Annotated in this window: 13 protein-coding genes; 12 read left to right on the forward strand and 1 reads right to left on the reverse strand. The window is 64.3% G+C overall.

Features of this window, described 5'->3' with window-relative positions; all coding sequences use genetic code 11:
- Nucleotides 1-134 precede the first annotated feature (134 nt).
- Nucleotides 135-1289, reverse strand: a complete 1155-nt coding sequence (locus NKH05_RS12640) for a dihydrodipicolinate synthase family protein (protein WP_023719064.1) — start codon at nt 1287-1289, stop codon at nt 135-137.
- 243 nt (nt 1290-1532) lie between these two features.
- Between NKH05_RS12640 and NKH05_RS12645 the strand changes: the two genes are divergently transcribed.
- The 12 genes from NKH05_RS12645 (at nt 1533) to NKH05_RS12700 (ending at nt 15910) form a co-directional block, all read left to right on the forward strand.
- A complete protein-coding gene (locus tag NKH05_RS12645) occupies nt 1533-2588 on the forward strand; it encodes a LacI family DNA-binding transcriptional regulator (RefSeq protein ID WP_352481928.1) in 1056 nt (351 codons plus the stop codon).
- A complete protein-coding gene (locus tag NKH05_RS12650) occupies nt 2585-3601 on the forward strand; it encodes a Gfo/Idh/MocA family protein (RefSeq protein WP_353025482.1) in 1017 nt (338 codons plus the stop codon). Before NKH05_RS12645 ends, NKH05_RS12650 begins: the two co-directional genes overlap by 4 nt.
- Nucleotides 3598-5199 (forward strand): acyl CoA:acetate/3-ketoacid CoA transferase, encoded by a 1602-nt coding sequence (locus NKH05_RS12655; protein WP_353025483.1) that lies wholly within the window; start codon nt 3598-3600, stop codon nt 5197-5199. The genes NKH05_RS12650 and NKH05_RS12655 overlap by 4 nt, the downstream gene beginning before the upstream one ends.
- Complete coding sequence (locus NKH05_RS12660) at nt 5192-5968, forward strand: enoyl-CoA hydratase/isomerase family protein (protein ID WP_352494698.1); 777 nt, start codon at nt 5192-5194, stop codon at nt 5966-5968. Before NKH05_RS12655 ends, NKH05_RS12660 begins: the two co-directional genes overlap by 8 nt.
- A gap of 15 nt (nt 5969-5983) precedes the next feature.
- A complete protein-coding gene (locus NKH05_RS12665; RefSeq protein ID WP_023719059.1) occupies nt 5984-7495 on the forward strand; it encodes an aldehyde dehydrogenase family protein in 1512 nt (503 codons plus the stop codon).
- A 60-nt stretch (nt 7496-7555) separates the two neighbouring features.
- On the forward strand, nt 7556-8809 hold the full coding sequence (locus tag NKH05_RS12670; RefSeq protein ID WP_031194023.1) for an ABC transporter substrate-binding protein: 1254 nt from the start codon (nt 7556-7558) through the stop codon (nt 8807-8809).
- A 144-nt stretch (nt 8810-8953) separates the two neighbouring features.
- On the forward strand, nt 8954-9913 hold the full coding sequence (locus tag NKH05_RS12675) for a carbohydrate ABC transporter permease (protein ID WP_023719058.1): 960 nt from the start codon (nt 8954-8956) through the stop codon (nt 9911-9913).
- A complete protein-coding gene (locus NKH05_RS12680) occupies nt 9910-10854 on the forward strand; it encodes a carbohydrate ABC transporter permease (protein WP_023719057.1) in 945 nt (314 codons plus the stop codon). Before NKH05_RS12675 ends, NKH05_RS12680 begins: the two co-directional genes overlap by 4 nt.
- A 4-nt stretch (nt 10855-10858) precedes the next feature.
- Nucleotides 10859-11974 carry an ABC transporter ATP-binding protein gene (locus NKH05_RS12685; RefSeq protein ID WP_023719056.1) on the forward strand — a complete coding sequence of 372 codons (1116 nt, stop codon included), beginning with the start codon at nt 10859-10861 and terminating at the stop codon, nt 11972-11974.
- Between the two features lie 5 nt (nt 11975-11979).
- Nucleotides 11980-13494 carry a GMC oxidoreductase gene (locus NKH05_RS12690; RefSeq protein WP_023719055.1) on the forward strand — a complete coding sequence of 505 codons (1515 nt, stop codon included), beginning with the start codon at nt 11980-11982 and terminating at the stop codon, nt 13492-13494.
- Nucleotides 13491-14252, forward strand: a complete 762-nt coding sequence (locus tag NKH05_RS12695) for a 3-ketoacyl-ACP reductase (RefSeq protein ID WP_023719054.1) — start codon at nt 13491-13493, stop codon at nt 14250-14252. The genes NKH05_RS12690 and NKH05_RS12695 overlap by 4 nt, the downstream gene beginning before the upstream one ends.
- Before the next feature lie 29 nt (nt 14253-14281).
- Complete coding sequence (locus NKH05_RS12700; protein WP_023719053.1) at nt 14282-15910, forward strand: GMC family oxidoreductase; 1629 nt, start codon at nt 14282-14284, stop codon at nt 15908-15910.
- Nucleotides 15911-15918: the final 8 nt, after the last annotated feature.

A 15918-nucleotide genomic window follows, 5' to 3' on the forward strand; every position in this document is an offset into this window, starting at 1 on the left:
TGCCAGTGGCCGGCGGAGCGCCGGATCGGCTTCTCTGTTGCCGGACGCATACCGCATACAGATTTATCCAGACAAGCCAAATCGCAAAACCGCCCAAACCAGGCGTTTGGATCAGACGCTGTAACGTCTAGCGATCAGACACCCGCTACTGCGCAGAGGCTTGTCATTCTGGCGATGGCGAGTTCCGGCTCGGCCAGCAACCCCGCCTGATCGGCAAGGCGAAAGACATCGGCATAGTGACGGATGCCGCGCGCCGATTGCATGCCGCCGATCATCGAAAAGTGCTCCTGATGGCCGTTAAGCCATGCCATGAAAACGATGCCGGCCTTGTAATATTCGGTCGGCGCCTCGAAGATCTTGCGCGACAGCGGCACTGTCGGGACCATCAGCGCGTCATAGCCGGCGCGGTCGCCGTCGGCCAGCTTTGCCAGCGCCGCATTGGCGACGGGCGCGATGGCATCGAAAATGCCGAGCAGCGCGTGCGAATGCCTGTCGCCGTCGCCGGCGATCAGCTCGGGGTAGTTGAAGTCGTCGCCAGTGAACATCACCACGCCCTCGGGCAGCCGGTCCCTGAGCGCGATCTCCTTGCCGGCATCGAGCAGCGATATCTTTATGCCTTCGACCTTGCCGGCATGGCGTTCGATGATCGCGATCACCGTCTCGAGCGCAGTTTCGAAATCGCTGCTGCCCCAGTAGCCTTTCAGCGCCGGGTCGAACATATCGCCCAGCCAGTGCAGGATGACCTTGCCGGAGGACTGGGACAGGATGCGGTCGTAGACACTGACATAATCGTCGGGCCCTTTGGCGACCGCCGCCAGTGCACGGCTGGCCATCATGATCGCCTTGCCGCCAAGTCCTTCGATGAAGCCGAGCTGCTCTTCATAGGCCGCGATGACATCGGCGAGCGTGCTCGCGGCGCCCGGCGCCAGATGGTCGGTGCCGGCGCCCGACGCGAGATCGGCGCCGTCGACGCTGCGCGCCTCGGCGATCGAGCGGCGGATTAATTCCCTGGCATTTGCCCAGTCGAAACCCATGCCGCGCTGCGAGGTGTCCATCGCTTCGGCGACGCGGAAGCCGAGCCGCCAAAGGTGACGGCGAAACGCCATCGTCTTGTCCCAGTCGACTGCCGGCCGGGACCACGGATCGGTCATCGCCACAGGATCGGCGACCACATGGGCGGCGGCATAGGCGATGCGCGAGAACCGCGCGCCGGCCGCAGGCTGCACCGGCTGGCCGACAAGCCGGTAGCGGATGCGGCCGCCGCCTTCCCCTGGCAAGGTGATGTCCATGGCTCTCTCCCTTCCCAGCGCCTATTAAATGGAACGTTCCAGTAAATCAAGATGCTTTGCCGCTCCGCCGTGCGCCGGTCGAATTGCGGCAGCGCAACAGCAGAAAGCCATACACTCCTTCGCAATTGGGCGCCATGAGCCGCATTTTCACGGATTCGCAAAAACGCGATTGACTCAAATCCATAGGAGGGATTAGATCGTTCCAATAAATCGCATAAGAAACCATCGGGAGGATAGATCTGGATGGCCAGCCGGGCCAAGGCAACGATACTCGACATAGCCCGTGAGGCGGGCGTGTCCAAATCGACGGTTTCGCTGGTGCTGCAAGGCAGCGGGCTGATCCGGCCTGAAACTGCGCTCAAGGTGCGCAAGGCGATCGAGGATGTCGGCTATGTCTACAACCGCGGCGCCGCCAATCTGCGCAAGGCCCATTCCAACGTCATCGGCATGGTCATCAACGATCTTACCAATCCGTTTTTCGCCGAGATGGCGGTCGGCATGGAGCGCGTCTTCCAGTCGGCTGGCATCGTGCCTTTCATCGCCAACACGGCGGAGAGCCCGGTGCGCCAGGAAGAGGTGCTGAAATCGCTGATGGAGCAAGGGGTCGCCGGGCTCGTCGTGTCGCCGGCGCGCGGCACCGCGCCTGGCGCCTTCCGCCGGCTTGAGACCGCGGGCGTTCCGGTCGTCTTCGTCATGCGCCGGCTTCCTGAAAGCCGCATTCCGGTGATCGCGCCCGACAACCATCGCGGCGCCTATCTTGCCACCGCCCATCTGATCGGCAAGGGGCATCGCCGGCTGGCCTTCTTCGGCGGCTCGCCCGATCTTGTCGTCTATCACGAGCGGCTGGGCGGCTTTCGCGAGGCCTGTGAAGCGCTCGGCATCGCACCGGCCGACAGGCTGGTCTTCGAGGGCGAAACCAGCCGCAAGGGCGGCATTGCCTGCCTGGAAACCGCGCTCGCCATGGCCGCGCCGCCGACCGCGGCGCTTTGCTTCAACGATGCGGTCGCCTTCGGCGTCTTGCTGGCCCTGCGCAAGCGCGGCCTGGAACCCGGCGCGGATTTTGCCGTCGTCGGTTTCGACGACGTGGCCGAGGCCGAACACTACATGCCGGCGCTGACCAGCGTCGCGGTGAACACCGCCGGTCTCGGCGAGCGCGCCGCCCATGTCGTGCTGAAGATGATCCAATCGCGCACCACGCGCGCCGAGGATCATATCGGCGCCGTCAACCTCGTGGTCAGGGAAAGCTGCGGCCCCGATCGCAAGGGACATAGCTGCGCAGGAATGGGAGACGCGGCATGACCGTCAGTTGGGGGCTGATCGGCGCCAGCACGATCGCAAGACAGTTCATGATCGGCGCCATCCGCGCGCAGCCGGACGGCGAGATCGCCGCAGTGATGAGCTCCAGCCCGGGGCGCGCCGCCACCTATGCCAGCGAAAACCGCATTCCGGCGGCGGTCTCGGCGCTTGATGAATTGCTCAGCTCCGACATCGACGCCGTTTACATCTCGACCACCAACGAATTGCATCTCGAACAGGCACTCGCCGCTATCGAGGCGGGAAAGCATGTGCTTTGCGAAAAACCACTGGCGCTGACCAGCGCCGACGCCCGCAAGATGGTCGCCGCCGCCAGGGCTGCCGGCGTCGTGCTCGGCACCAATCACCATTTGCGCAATGCCGGCTCGCATCGGGCGATGCGCGCAGCGATCGCTGCCGGCCGCATCGGCAGGCCGATCGCCGCGCGCGTCTTCCACTCTGTCTATCTGCCGGAAAACCTGCAGGGCTGGCGCATCACCAGGCCGGACGCCGGCGGCGGCGTGGTGCTCGACATCACCGTCCATGATGCCGACACGCTGCGCTTCGTGCTCGGCGACGATCCAGTCGGGATCTCGGCCTTCACACAATCGGCCGGCATGGCCGCCGGCGGGCTGGAAGACGGCGCCATGTGCATCTGGCGCTTCGCATCGGGCGTCATCGCCCAGTCGCATGAGGGCTTCACCACCAAGTTCGCCGGGACCGGCTTCGAGGTGCATGGCACCGAAGGCTCGCTGATCGGCAGGGACGTGATGACGCAGAAGCCAGTCGGCTCTGTGTTGCTGCGAACGGCACAGGGCGAGGAGGAATTGAGCTTCGATCGCGAAGACCTCTATGCCCGTTCGCTGCGCCAATTCCACGCGGCGATCCGCGGCGAGGGCCAGCCTTCCGCCACCGGCGAGGACGGCGTCTGGTCGCTGACCGCGGCCGAAGCGGCATTGCAGTCGGCCAGGTCCGGCAAGGCCGTTGCCATCGACCCGAAGCTCGGGAGTGCTGGGTGAGCAAGCTCGTCTCCGCGACTGAGGCTGCCGGCCTGATCAAGGATGGTATGGTCGTTTCCGTGTCATCGTCGAGCGGCCTCGGCTGTCCGGACGCGGTGCTGGCCGCCATCGGCGAGCGCTTCGACGCGGATGGGCATCCCAAGGATATCACGACGCTGCACCCGATCGCCGCCGGCGACATGTACGGCATCAAGGGCATTGATCATCTCGCCAAGCCCGGCTTGTTGAAGCGCACTTTGTGCGGCTCCTATCCATCCGGGCCGTCCTCGTCCGAACCGCCGCAGATCTGGAAGATGATCGGCGACAATTCGGTCGCCGCCTATAACGTGCCGTCCGGCATCCTGTTCGACATGCATCGCGAGGCCGCCGCCAAGCGCCCCGGGGTGCTGACCAAGGTCGGGCTCGACACCTTCGCCGACCCGCGCCACCAAGGCTGCGCCATGAATGCCGCCGCCAGCGAGCCGATCGTTTTCGTGCAGCAGTTCGATGGCGAGGAGTGGCTCTATTTCCGCTCGATCGTGCCGCAGGTCGCGATCATCCGCGCCACCACCGCCGACGAGCGCGGCAACCTCACCTATGAGCATGAAGGCGCCTATCTCGGCGGCCTCGAACAGGCGCTGGCCGCTCGCAACAATGGCGGCATCGTCATCGCGCAGGTCAAGCGCGTCGTCGAGAACGGCACGCTGAAGCCGCACGATGTGCGTGTGCCCGGCGTGCTGGTCGATCATATCGTGGTGGCGCCCGACCAGTTGCAGACGACGCTGACGCCCTACGATCCGGCCATCTCCGGCGAGATCTTCCGGCCACTGTCGAGCTTTCGCAACGCTGAAATGAACGTCCAGAAGGTCATTGCCCGCCGCGTCGCCATGGAGCTTGCCGACGGCATGGTCGTCAATATCGGCTTCGGCATCTCGGCCAATGTGCCGCGCATCCTGCTCGAGGAAGGCCAGCACGGCAAGGTCACCTGGGTCATCGAACAGGGCGCGGTTGGCGGCGTGCCGCTGCTCGACTTCAAGTTCGGCTGCTCGTCGAACGCCGACGCTTTCATGCCCTCGCCGCACCAGTTCATCTATTTTCAGGCTGGCGGCTTCGACGCCTCGCTGCTGTCCTTCCTGCAGATCGACCGCCACGGCTCTGTCAATGTCTCGAAGCTTTCGGCGCGGCCGCATGTCACCGCCGGCGCCGGCGGCTTCGTCGACATCACCGCGCGGGCGAAGAAGATCGTCTTTTCCGGTTTCTTCAATGCCGGTGCCAAACTCTCATTGGCCGATGGCGGCATCCGCATCGACCAGGAGGGCAAGGTCAAGAAAGTCGTCGGCGAGGTCGAGCACATCTCCTTCTCGGGCAAGCGTGCCGTCGCCCAAGGGCAGGACATCACCTACATCACCGAGCGCTGCGTGATGAAGCTGACGCCGGCAGGGCTGATGGTCACCGAGCTGGCGCCGGGCATCGACCTTGAACGCGATGTGCTGGCGCAGGCCGAGATCCCGCTTGCTGTCGCCAACGACCTCAAAGTGACGCCGGACGCGCTCTACCACGACCGACCGATCGGCCTGTTGCTTAATAGCGGCGCCTCGCTTGGGGGCGCACATGGCTGAGCGTCTAGTAACCTTTGAAACTGACGGCGCCATCGGCATTGTCACGCTGCGCCGGCCGGAGAAATTCAACGCGCTCGACATTCCGATGCTGCGGGCGCTGGAAGCAGCACTCGACGAGGCCGAGGCGGCGGATGGCGTCCGCGTCGTGCTGGTCTGCGGCGAAGGCAAGGGCTTTTGCGCCGGCGGCGATGTCGAAGCATGGGCAGAAATGAGCGCTGTCGACTTCCAGGTGCAATGGGTGCGCCACGGCCACCGCGTCTTCGACCGGCTGGCGCGGCTGCGGCAGCCGACGATCGCCGTGCTTGCCGGCCATGCGCTGGGCGGTGGGCTGGAACTGGCAGCTGCATGCGACTTTCGCGTGGCAGAAACACAGGTGAAGCTGGGCTTCCCCGAGACCTCGATCGGCGTCGTTCCCGGCTGGTCCGGCACACAGCGCGCCGTGCGCCGGTTCGGTGCACAGGCGGTGCGGCGGATGGCGCTTGGCGGCGAGGTGTTTCTGGCAACCGATGCGATGGCGTTGGGGATTGTCGACCGGGCGGTCGAGACCGGCAAGGCGTTCGCGGACGCCAAGGCCTGGGCCGGCAAGATCGCCGAGCGCGGGCCGCTGGCAACCGAAGCCGCCAAGCTGATGATTGCCATCGCCGAAGGCGAAGAGAGTGCCGCCGCGACCGAAGCGCTGGCCAGCGGCTTCATTGCGCTGACAAGCGATCTCAGGGCCGGCGTCGAGGCTTTCAAAGCCAAGCAGAAGCCGGCGTTCTCAAGATCTTAGGAACCTGAAACTCACATGAACGCGCCTCTTAACATCACTATGCCCGCCGAGGCAGCCGCAGCGCCGAAAAGCTACCGGCTGCTGATCGACGGCAAGTTCGTCGATGCCCAGGACGGCCGCACGCTGGAGCGCAGCAGCCCCGGCCACGGCTTCACCGTTTCGCGCTATGCGCAAGCCGGCGCGGCGGACGTCGAGGCGGCGGTACAGGCCGCGCACAAGGCCTTCGAGACCGGCCCGTGGCCGCGCATGAAAGCCGCCGAGCGCGCCGCGATCCTGCTCAAGACGGCTGGCCTGATCGAGGCGCGACTGGACGAGATTGCCCGGCTCGACGCGCTGGAATCCGGCAAGCCGATTGCCCAGGCGCGCGGCGAGATCGGCGGCGCCATCGACATCTGGCGCTATGCTGCGGCACTCGCCCGCACGCTTCACGGCGAAAGCTACGCCAATCTCGGCGATGCCATGCTCGGTGTCGTGCTGCGCGAACCGATCGGCGTCGTCTCGATCATCACGCCGTGGAATTTCCCGTTCCTTATCGTCAGCCAGAAACTGCCCTTCGCGCTCGCCGCCGGCTGCACGGCGGTGGTCAAGCCGAGCGAGATGACCTCGGCCTCGACCTTCGTGCTCGGCGAGATCCTGATGCAGGCCGGCTTGCCCGATGGCGTCGTCAACATCCTTGCCGGGCTGGGCGCCGATGTCGGCGCACCGATGGTCAGCCATCCGCTGGTCGAAATGGTGTCGTTCACCGGCTCCACCCGCGTCGGCAAGATGACCATGGCGTCTGCCGCCAACTCGCTGAAGAAAGTCTCGATGGAGCTCGGCGGCAAGAACGGCCAGATCGTCTTTCCCGACGCCGACCTCGAGGCCGCCGCCGACGCGGCGGTATTCGGCGGCTTCTTCAATGCCGGCGAATGTTGCAATGCCGGCAGCCGGCTGATCGTCCATGAGGCGATCGCCGACGAGTTCCTCGGCGCCGTCAAAGCCCTCACCGCCAAGGTGGTTGTCGGCGACCCGCTCGACGACCGCACCAAGGTTGGCGCGATGATCTCCGCCGACCATGTGGCCAAGGTCACCGGCTACGTGACGGCAGCGGAAAACGACGGCAGCCGGATTTATACTGGCGGCAAGCAACTTGCTTCCAGCGCCGGCCAGTATCTCGACCCGACCATCATTCGCGACGTCACCGAAGACATGGCCATTGCGCGCGAGGAAGTGTTCGGTCCGGTGCTCTCGGTGCTGACTTTTGAATCGATTGAAAGGGCGTTGCACATCGCCAACAACACGCCCTATGGTCTGTCGGCGGGCGTGTGGAGCGCCAGCATCGATACGTGCATGTCGGTGGCGCGGAATGTGCGTTCGGGAACCGTTTGGATGAACACGTTCATGGAGGGTTACCCCGAACTGCCTTTCGGCGGCTACAAGCAGTCCGGTTTGGGACGCGAACTCGGCAAGCGCGCCGTCGAGGATTATACCGAGGAAAAGACAATCCAGTTTCATCGCGGCCAGCGCACCGGATGGTGGGTCGGCTGAGTTGGGAAGAACCCGGTGGCCATCCGCCGGTCGTTGTAAGTTCAACAAGGGAGGAAGTACATGTTGCGCAAACTGCTTATCGGGACGGCACTCGCGTCGGGCGTTGCGTTCGCGGCCCATGCCGAGGACGTCAAGGAAGTCCAGATGCTGCATTGGTGGACGTCGGGCGGCGAAGCTGCCGCTCTGAACGTGCTCAAGCAGGATCTGGCCAAGGAAGGCTTTGCCTGGAAGGACGTGCCGGTGGCCGGCGGCGGCGGCGACGCCGCCATGACCGCGCTGAAGGCGATGGTGGCGGCCGGCAACTACCCGACCGCCTCGCAGATGCTTGGCTATACCGTGCTCGACTACGCCGCAGCCGGCGTCATGGGCGACCTGACCGAGACGGCGATAAAGGAAGGCTGGGACAAGTCCGTTCCCGCGGCCCTGCAGAAATTCTCGGTCTATGACGGCAAGTGGGTCGCGGCCCCGGTCAACGTCCACTCGGTCAACTGGCTGTGGATCAACAAGGCGGTGATGGACAAGATCGGCGGCACCGAGCCCAAGACCTTCGACGACTTCATCGCGCTGCTCGACAAAGCCAAGGCGGCGGGCGTCATCCCGCTCGCGCTGGGCGGCCAGAATTGGCAGGAAGCCACCATGTTCGACTCGGTCGTGCTGTCGACCGGCGGGCCCGAGTTCTACAAGAAGGCCTTCAACGACCTCGACGAGGAGTCGCTGAAGTCCGACACGATGAAGAAGTCGTTCGACAATCTCGCCAAGCTCGTCACCTATGTCGACCCGAACTTCTCGGGCCGGGACTGGAACCTCGCCACCGCCATGGTCATCAAGGGCGATGCGTTGGTGCAGGTGATGGGTGACTGGGCCAAGGGCGAATTCAACGCCGCCAAGAAGGTCCCCGGCACCGACTTCCTGTGCTACCGCTTCCCCGGCACCGATGGCAGCGTCGTCTACAACTCCGACATGTTCGGCATGTTCAACGTTCCGGAGGACCGCAAGGCCGCCCAGATCGCCTTGGCCACCGCCACTCTGTCGAAGAGCTTCCAGTCGGCCTTCAACGTCGTCAAGGGCTCTGTTCCGGCCCGCACCGACGTGCCGGACACCGATTTCGACGCTTGCGGCAAGAAGGGCATGGCCGATTTGAAGGCCGCCAATGAAGGCGGCACGCTGTTCGGTTCGCTGGCGCAAGGCTATGGCGCGCCTCCGGCGGTTGCCAACGCCTACAAGGATGTCGTCTCGAAGTTCGTGCACGGCCAGATCAAGACCTCGGACGAGGCCGTGACCCAACTGGTCAGCGCGATCGAAGACGCCAAGTAAGGCACCGCCGATGTGAATGATCTCCCCGGCGCAAGCCGGGGAGATTTCCCTGCGGCGAGGTTTTGCGGTTGCGCCGACCGGCACGCTTTCGTGCCGCAGAGCCCGCGACAGCCGAATTCCGGACCCGCCATACGGAATGGACAGATGAGTACAGTTGCTGAAACCAGTATCACGCTGACGCCGGAGCACGATGCCCGTCCGGGCGCCTCTGTGCGCTCGCGCCTTCAGGACGCGCTGCCGAAGCTCGTGCTAGCGCCAAGCTTTGCCGCCTCCGTCGTCTTCGTCTACGGCTTCATCCTGTGGACGATCTATCTGTCCTTCACCAACTCCAAGACCTTTCCCTCCTACGCCATCACCGGGCCACGCGCCTATCAGCGGCTATGGCGCTGGACCTTCGAAAGCGATCCGCCGTCCAGCTGGTACACGTCGATCACCAATATGGGGATTTTCGGCTTCCTCTATATTTCCATCTGCTTGGCACTCGGCCTGTTCCTGGCGATCCTGCTTGATCAGAAGATCCGCGGCGAAGGCATGTTGCGGCCGATCTATCTCTACCCCATGGCACTGTCCTTCATCGTCACCGGCGTTGCCTGGAAATGGTTTCTCGACCCCGGCCTCGGCCTCGAGCAGACGTTGCACCAGTGGGGCTGGACGAGCTTCCATTTCGACTGGATCAAGAACAAGGATTTCGTCATCTACACGGTGGTCATCGCCGGCGTCTGGCAGGCTTCGGGCTTTATCATGGCGATGTTCCTGGCCGGCCTGCGCGGGATCGACGGCGAGATCATGAAGGCGGCGCAGATCGACGGCGCCACCACCTTCCAGCTCTACCGCCGCATCGTCATTCCGCTGCTGCGGCCGATCTTCCTTTCGGCGTTGATCGTGCTCGCGCATCTCGCCATCAAGTCCTACGATCTGGTCGTCGCGCTGACCAGCGGCGGGCCGGGCGGCTCGGCTTGGCTGCCGTCGAACTTCATGTATGAGTACACCTTCAAGCGCAACGAAATGGCCGTCGGCTCGGCCAGCGCCGTGATCATGCTGATGACCATCACCGCGATCATCGTTCCCTATCTCTATTCCGAGCTCCGGGAGAAGCCGCGATGAGCGCCGTGGCCACTCCTGCTCGCCAGAACACTGGCGGTATCCGCGCCAGGACGGTCAACCGCATCGTCATATACGGGCTGCTGGCGCTGTTCGCGCTGTTCTACCTGATGCCGCTATTCGTCATGCTGGTGACCTCGTTCAAGACCATGGACGAAATCCAGAACGGCAACATGCTGGCGCTGCCGCAAGCGCCGACTTTCGCACCCTGGATAAGGGCGTGGAGCGAGGTCTGCTCGGGTCTCACCTGCGTCGGCATGAAGGGTTATTTCTGGAACTCGATCAAGATGGTGGTTCCAGCGGTCGTCATCTCGACCCTGCTCGGCGCGCTCAACGGCTATGTGCTGACGAAGTGGCGCTTTCGCGGGGCGACGCTGGTGTTCGGGCTGATGCTGTTTGCCTGCTTCATCCCGTTCCAATCGGTTCTCTTGCCGATGGCAACGATCCTCGGCAGCTTCGGCCGGTTCGGCGTCAAACTGCAGAACGCGACCGGCCTCACCTTCGGCTTCGGCAATCCGACGGTGAACCTGGTGTTCGTCCACGTCGTCTACGGCATCGGCTTCACCACCCTGTTCTTCCGCAATTACTACGAAGCGTTTCCGAATGAATTGGTGAAGGCGGCGCAGATCGACGGCGCCAGCTTCTTCCAGATCTTCCGGCGCATCATGCTGCCCAACTCGCTGCCGATCATCGTGGTGACGGTGATCTACCAGTTCACCAATATCTGGAACGACTTCCTCTTTGCCTCCGCCTATGCCGGCTCCGGCGACGTGATGCCGATGACCGTGGCGCTGAACAACGTCGTCAACACCTCGACCGGCGTCGTCGAATACAACGTCAACATGGCGGCGGCGATGATCGCCGCGCTGCCGACGCTCCTCGTCTATGTGCTCGCCGGCCGCTATTTCGTGCGCGGCCTGATGGCCGGCGCCGTCAAAGGATAATCGCATGGCTTTTCTGGAAATTGACGGGTTGAAGAAGCGTTTCGGAGCGGTCGAGATCCTGAAAGGCATCGATCTCGACCTCGAAAAGGGCGGCTTTCTCGTGCTGGTCGGGCCCTCCGGTTGCGGCAAGTCCACGCTGCTCAACACCATTGCCGGCCTGGAGACCATCACCGAAGGCGAAATCCGCGTCGACGGACGCACGATCAACGATCTCCACCCCTCCAAGCGCGACATCGCGATGGTCTTCCAGAGCTACGCGCTCTATCCGAACATGACGGTCGCCGGCAATATCGCCTTCGGCATGGAGATGCGCGGCGTGCCGGCCGACGAGCGCCAGAAGGCCATCGACAAGGTGGCGAAGGTCCTGCAGATCGGCCATTTGCTGAAGCGCAAGCCAAGCCAGCTTTCCGGCGGCCAGCGCCAGCGCGTCGCCATGGGCCGGGCACTGGTGCGCGATCCAAAGCTGTTCCTGTTCGACGAGCCTTTGTCCAACCTCGACGCCAAGCTGCGCGTCGACATGCGCATCGAGATCAAGCGCCTGCACGCCACCACCGGCACCACCATCGTCTACGTCACGCACGACCAGATCGAGGCGATGACGCTGGCCACCAAGATCGCGGTGATGCGCGACGGCGAGGTGCAGCAGTTCGGTACGCCGGCCGAAATCTATAACAATCCGGTCAACCTGTTTGTTGCTGACTTCATGGGCTCGCCGGCGATGAACCTGATCCCGGCGACGATCGGCAGCAACGGCAGCGGCTTCTCCGTCGTCATGGAGCGCGAGGCGCGCCAGCCGATCTCGCTGCCGCTGGCCAATGCGCCGGCCGGCCTGTCGGCGTTCCAGGGAAAACCGATCATCTTCGGCGTCCGCCCGGAAGCACTGACCGATCCCGAAGGGGCCGAACGCAACGCCTCGAACATCGCCCGCGCCGACTGTCACATCGAGGTCATCGAGCCGGCCGGCTCGGATACGTTCGCGGTCACCAATCTCGGCGGCAAGGCGGTGGTGGCGCGGCTGCGCGCCGACGCCAACATCCAGCCCGGCACGGTCACGCCGCTCGCCTTCAACCTGACCAAGGCGGTGTTCTTCGATCCGGCGACCGAGAGACGCATCGTCTGACGGCCATGACAAATCCAGATATCGTCATCATCGGCTCCGGCATAGGCGGCGCCACGATCGCTTCCGGCCTTGCCGGCGGTGGCGCCTCGATCCTGATGCTGGAGCGCGGCGAACCGCTGCCGGCGACGCCGCATACACGCGACACCCGCGCCATCTTCGTCGATGGCCACTACCGGCCGAAGGAGATGTGGCTCGAGGCCGGGGGTGCCGCGTTCAACCCTGGCAATTACTACTATGTCGGCGGCAATTCGAAATTCTACGGCGCGGTGCTGATCCGCTACCGCAGGCAAGACTTTTCGGAGATGGAGCACTATGGCGGCATCTCGCCGGCCTGGCCGTTTTCCTATGAGGAATTCGAACCCTGGTATTCCAGGGCCGAGCAGCTTTTTCGCGTGCGTGGTGCGCTCGGCGAAGACCCGACCGAGCCGTTCCACTCGACGCCCTACCCTTTCGGCCCGGTACCCGACGAGCCGCCTATCGCGCGTGCGCGCGCCGAGTTGAAGAGCCTGGGCCTGCATCCGGCATCGCTGCCGCTCGGCGTCGACATCGAAGCCTGGCTGAAAGACGGCAGCACGCCGTGGGATGCGTTTCCCAACACCGGCGCCGGCAAGGTCGACGCGCAAACGGGGCCGCTGGCGTCGGCCCTTGCCGACCAGAACATCAAGCTCGAGACCGGCGCGCATGTCGAACATCTCGAAGCATCGCCGGACGCCAGGACGATCGCCGCCGTCCATTATCGACAGAACGGTACGCTGAAGAGCGTCGCGCCGAAGCTGGTCATCCTGTCGGCCGGCGCGGTCAATTCCGCCGCCATCCTGCTGCGTTCGCCTTCCCCCAACGGCAAAGGCGGCGGCAAAGGCCTGGCCAACCGCTCCGACCAGGTCGGCCGCAACTTCATGAACCACAATTCGAGCGCCATGCTGGCGATCGATCCGCGCCGCCGGAACAAATCCGTCTACCAGAAGACGCTGATGCTGAACGACTATTATCTGTCCGACGGCAAGGGCGGCAAGCCGCTCGGCAATGTCCAACTCCTCGGCAAGATCGACGGCAACATCCTCAAGGCCAATGTCAGGCGCGCGCCCAAATTCGCGCTCGATTTCATGGCCGGCCGCGCCGTCGACTGGTATCTGATGTGCGAGGACCTGCCCGATCCCGAGAGCCGCATCATGGTCGACGGCAAGGACATCGTCATGCAGTGGCGGCGCTCCAACATGGAGTCGCTCGACGGGCTGACCAAGGTGATGCGCGAGAATTTCCGCGCCTGCGGCTATCCGATCGTCCTGTCGCGGCCGTTCGACAAGCGCACGCCCTCGCACCAGTGCGGCACGGTGAAGATGGGCAATGACCCGGCGACCTCGCCGCTCGACCCATTCTGCCGCTCCTTCGACCACAGCAATTTGTTCGTCGTCGATGCCGGCTTCCTGCCGAATTCGGCCGCCGTCAATCCGGCGCTGTCGATCGCCGCACAGGCGCTGCGCGTCGCCGACCACATCCGCAAGACGGAGCTCGCAACATGAGCCGCCCGGCAGCGATCGTCACCGGCGGCGCGCGCGGCATCGGCCTTGCCTGCGCCGAGGCGCTGGCCAGCGCCGGCTTCGACATCCTCGTCGCCGACCTTGCCAACGAAGCCGCCGACGGGCTCGCCGCCGACATCACCGGGCGCGGCGCGAAGTTCGCCTATGTCAGCGGCGACATCGCCGACCTCGACGACCATGCAGCGCTGATCGATGCCGCGACAAGCGCCTTCGGCCGCATCGACTGCCTGGTCAACAATGCTGGCATCGGAACCGTCCTGCGCGGCGACTTGCTTGAACTCAAGCCGGAAAATTTCGACCGGGTGCTCAGCATCAATCTGCGCGGCACCGTATTCCTCAGCCAGGCCGTTGCCAAAGCGATGCTCGACCTGCCGAGCGATGGTGCGAGGTCGATCATCACCATCACTTCGGTCAGTGCCGCCATGGCCTCGCCGGAACGCTCCGATTACTGCATTTCCAAGGCCGGGCTTTCGATGTGGGTGAAGAACCTGGCGCTGCGGCTTGCCGCCGAAAACATCGCCGTGTTCGAAGTGCGGCCGGGCATCATCCGCACCGACATGACCGCGGGTGTCACCGCCAAATATGACGGATTGATCGACGGCGGCCTGGTGCCGGCAATGCGCTGGGGCGAGAGCAAGGATATCGGTGCCGCCGTGGCGGCGCTCGCCGGGGGCAAGCTCGGCTTTTCGACCGGCTCGGTCATCAATGTCGACGGCGCGCTGTCCGTGCCGAGGCTATGAACAGGTGACGCCATGATCGACTACATCCCATGACTGACTACATAATTGTCGGCGCCGGCCCGGCCGGCTGCGTACTCGCCAATCGGCTGAGCGAAGATCCGTCGCATCAGGTGCTGCTGCTCGAAGCCGGCGGCAAGGACTGGCATCCCTTGATCCACATGCCGGCCGGTTTTGCCAAGATGACCAAGGGCATCGCCGCCTGGGGCTGGTCGACGGTGCCGCAAAAGTACATGAACGATCGCGTCTTCCGGTACACGCAGGCCAAGGTGATCGGCGGCGGCTCTTCGATCAACGCCCAGATCTACACGCGCGGCAACGCACGCGACTACGATGCCTGGGAGAAGGAAGAAGGCCTTGCCGGTTGGGGCTATCGCGACGTGCTGCCCTATTTCAAGCGCGCCGAGAACAACCAGCGCTATGCCAACGATTTTCACGGCGACCAGGGCCCGCTCGGCGTATCGAACCCGATCGCGCCGCTGCCGATCTGCGAGGCCTATTTCCGTGCCGGACAAGAGATGGGCATTCCCTTTAATCCCGACTTCAACGGCGCCAGCCAGGAGGGCGTCGGCTACTACCAATTGACGCAGAAGGACGCAAAACGCTCCTCCGCCTCGGTCGCCTATCTCAGGCCGATCCGCGAGCGCAAGAATCTCACCATCAGGACCGGCGTTCTGGTGACACGCATCGTCGTCGACAAAGGCCGCGCTGTCGGCGTCGAGATCGTCGACAAGCCGGGCGGCCAGCCAACGATCCTGCACGCCGAACGCGAGGTGATCGTCTCGTCCGGCGCCATCGGCTCGCCGAAGCTTCTGATGCAGTCGGGCATCGGCCCGGCCGACCATCTGAAGGCGGTCGGCGTGACGCCGGTGCACGATTTGCCCGGCGTCGGCTCCAATCTGCAGGATCATCTCGACCTGTTCGTCATCGCCGAATGCACCGGCAACCACACCTATGACAACTACGCCAAGCTGCACTGGACGGCGTGGGCCGGCCTGCAGTATCTTCTCCTGAAGAAGGGCCCCGTGGCCTCCAGCCTGTTCGAGACCGGCGGCTTCTGGTACGCCGATCCGACCGCCGCCTCTCCCGATATCCAGCTGCATCTCGGCCTCGGCTCCGGCATCGAGGCCGGCGTCGAGAAGCTGAACAATCCGGGCGTGACACTGAACTCGGCCTTCCTGCCACCGCGCTCGCGCGGCACGGTGCGGCTGAACAGTGCCGACCCGGCCGACCGCCCGCTGATCGATCCGAACTATTGGTCCGATCCCTATGACCGCGACATGTCGATCAAGGGGCTGAGGCTGGCGCGCGAGATCATGCGGCAGAAGGCGCTGCAGCCCTACGTGCTGCGCGAGGTACTACCGGGACCCGACCTGCAGACCGGCGACGAACTGTTCGACTACGCCTGCCGCAGTTCCAAGACCGACCACCACCCGGTCGGCACCTGCCGCATGGGCCACGATGCGATGAGCGTGGTAACGCCCGATCTCAAGCTGCGCGGCATCGAGGGCCTGCGCGTCTGCGACGCCTCGGTGATGCCGCGCATCCCCTCCTCCAACACCAACGCGCCGACGATCATGGTAGGCGAAAAGGGCGCCGATCTGATCCTTGGCCGGGAGCCGCTGCCGCCGGCGGTGTTTTCCACCAACCGAGCGGCATGAGGGACAAA

It is taken from the genome of Mesorhizobium sp. M1399 (assembly GCF_040317735.1).
In the GTDB taxonomy this organism is placed as follows: Bacteria; Pseudomonadota; Alphaproteobacteria; order Rhizobiales; family Rhizobiaceae; genus Mesorhizobium.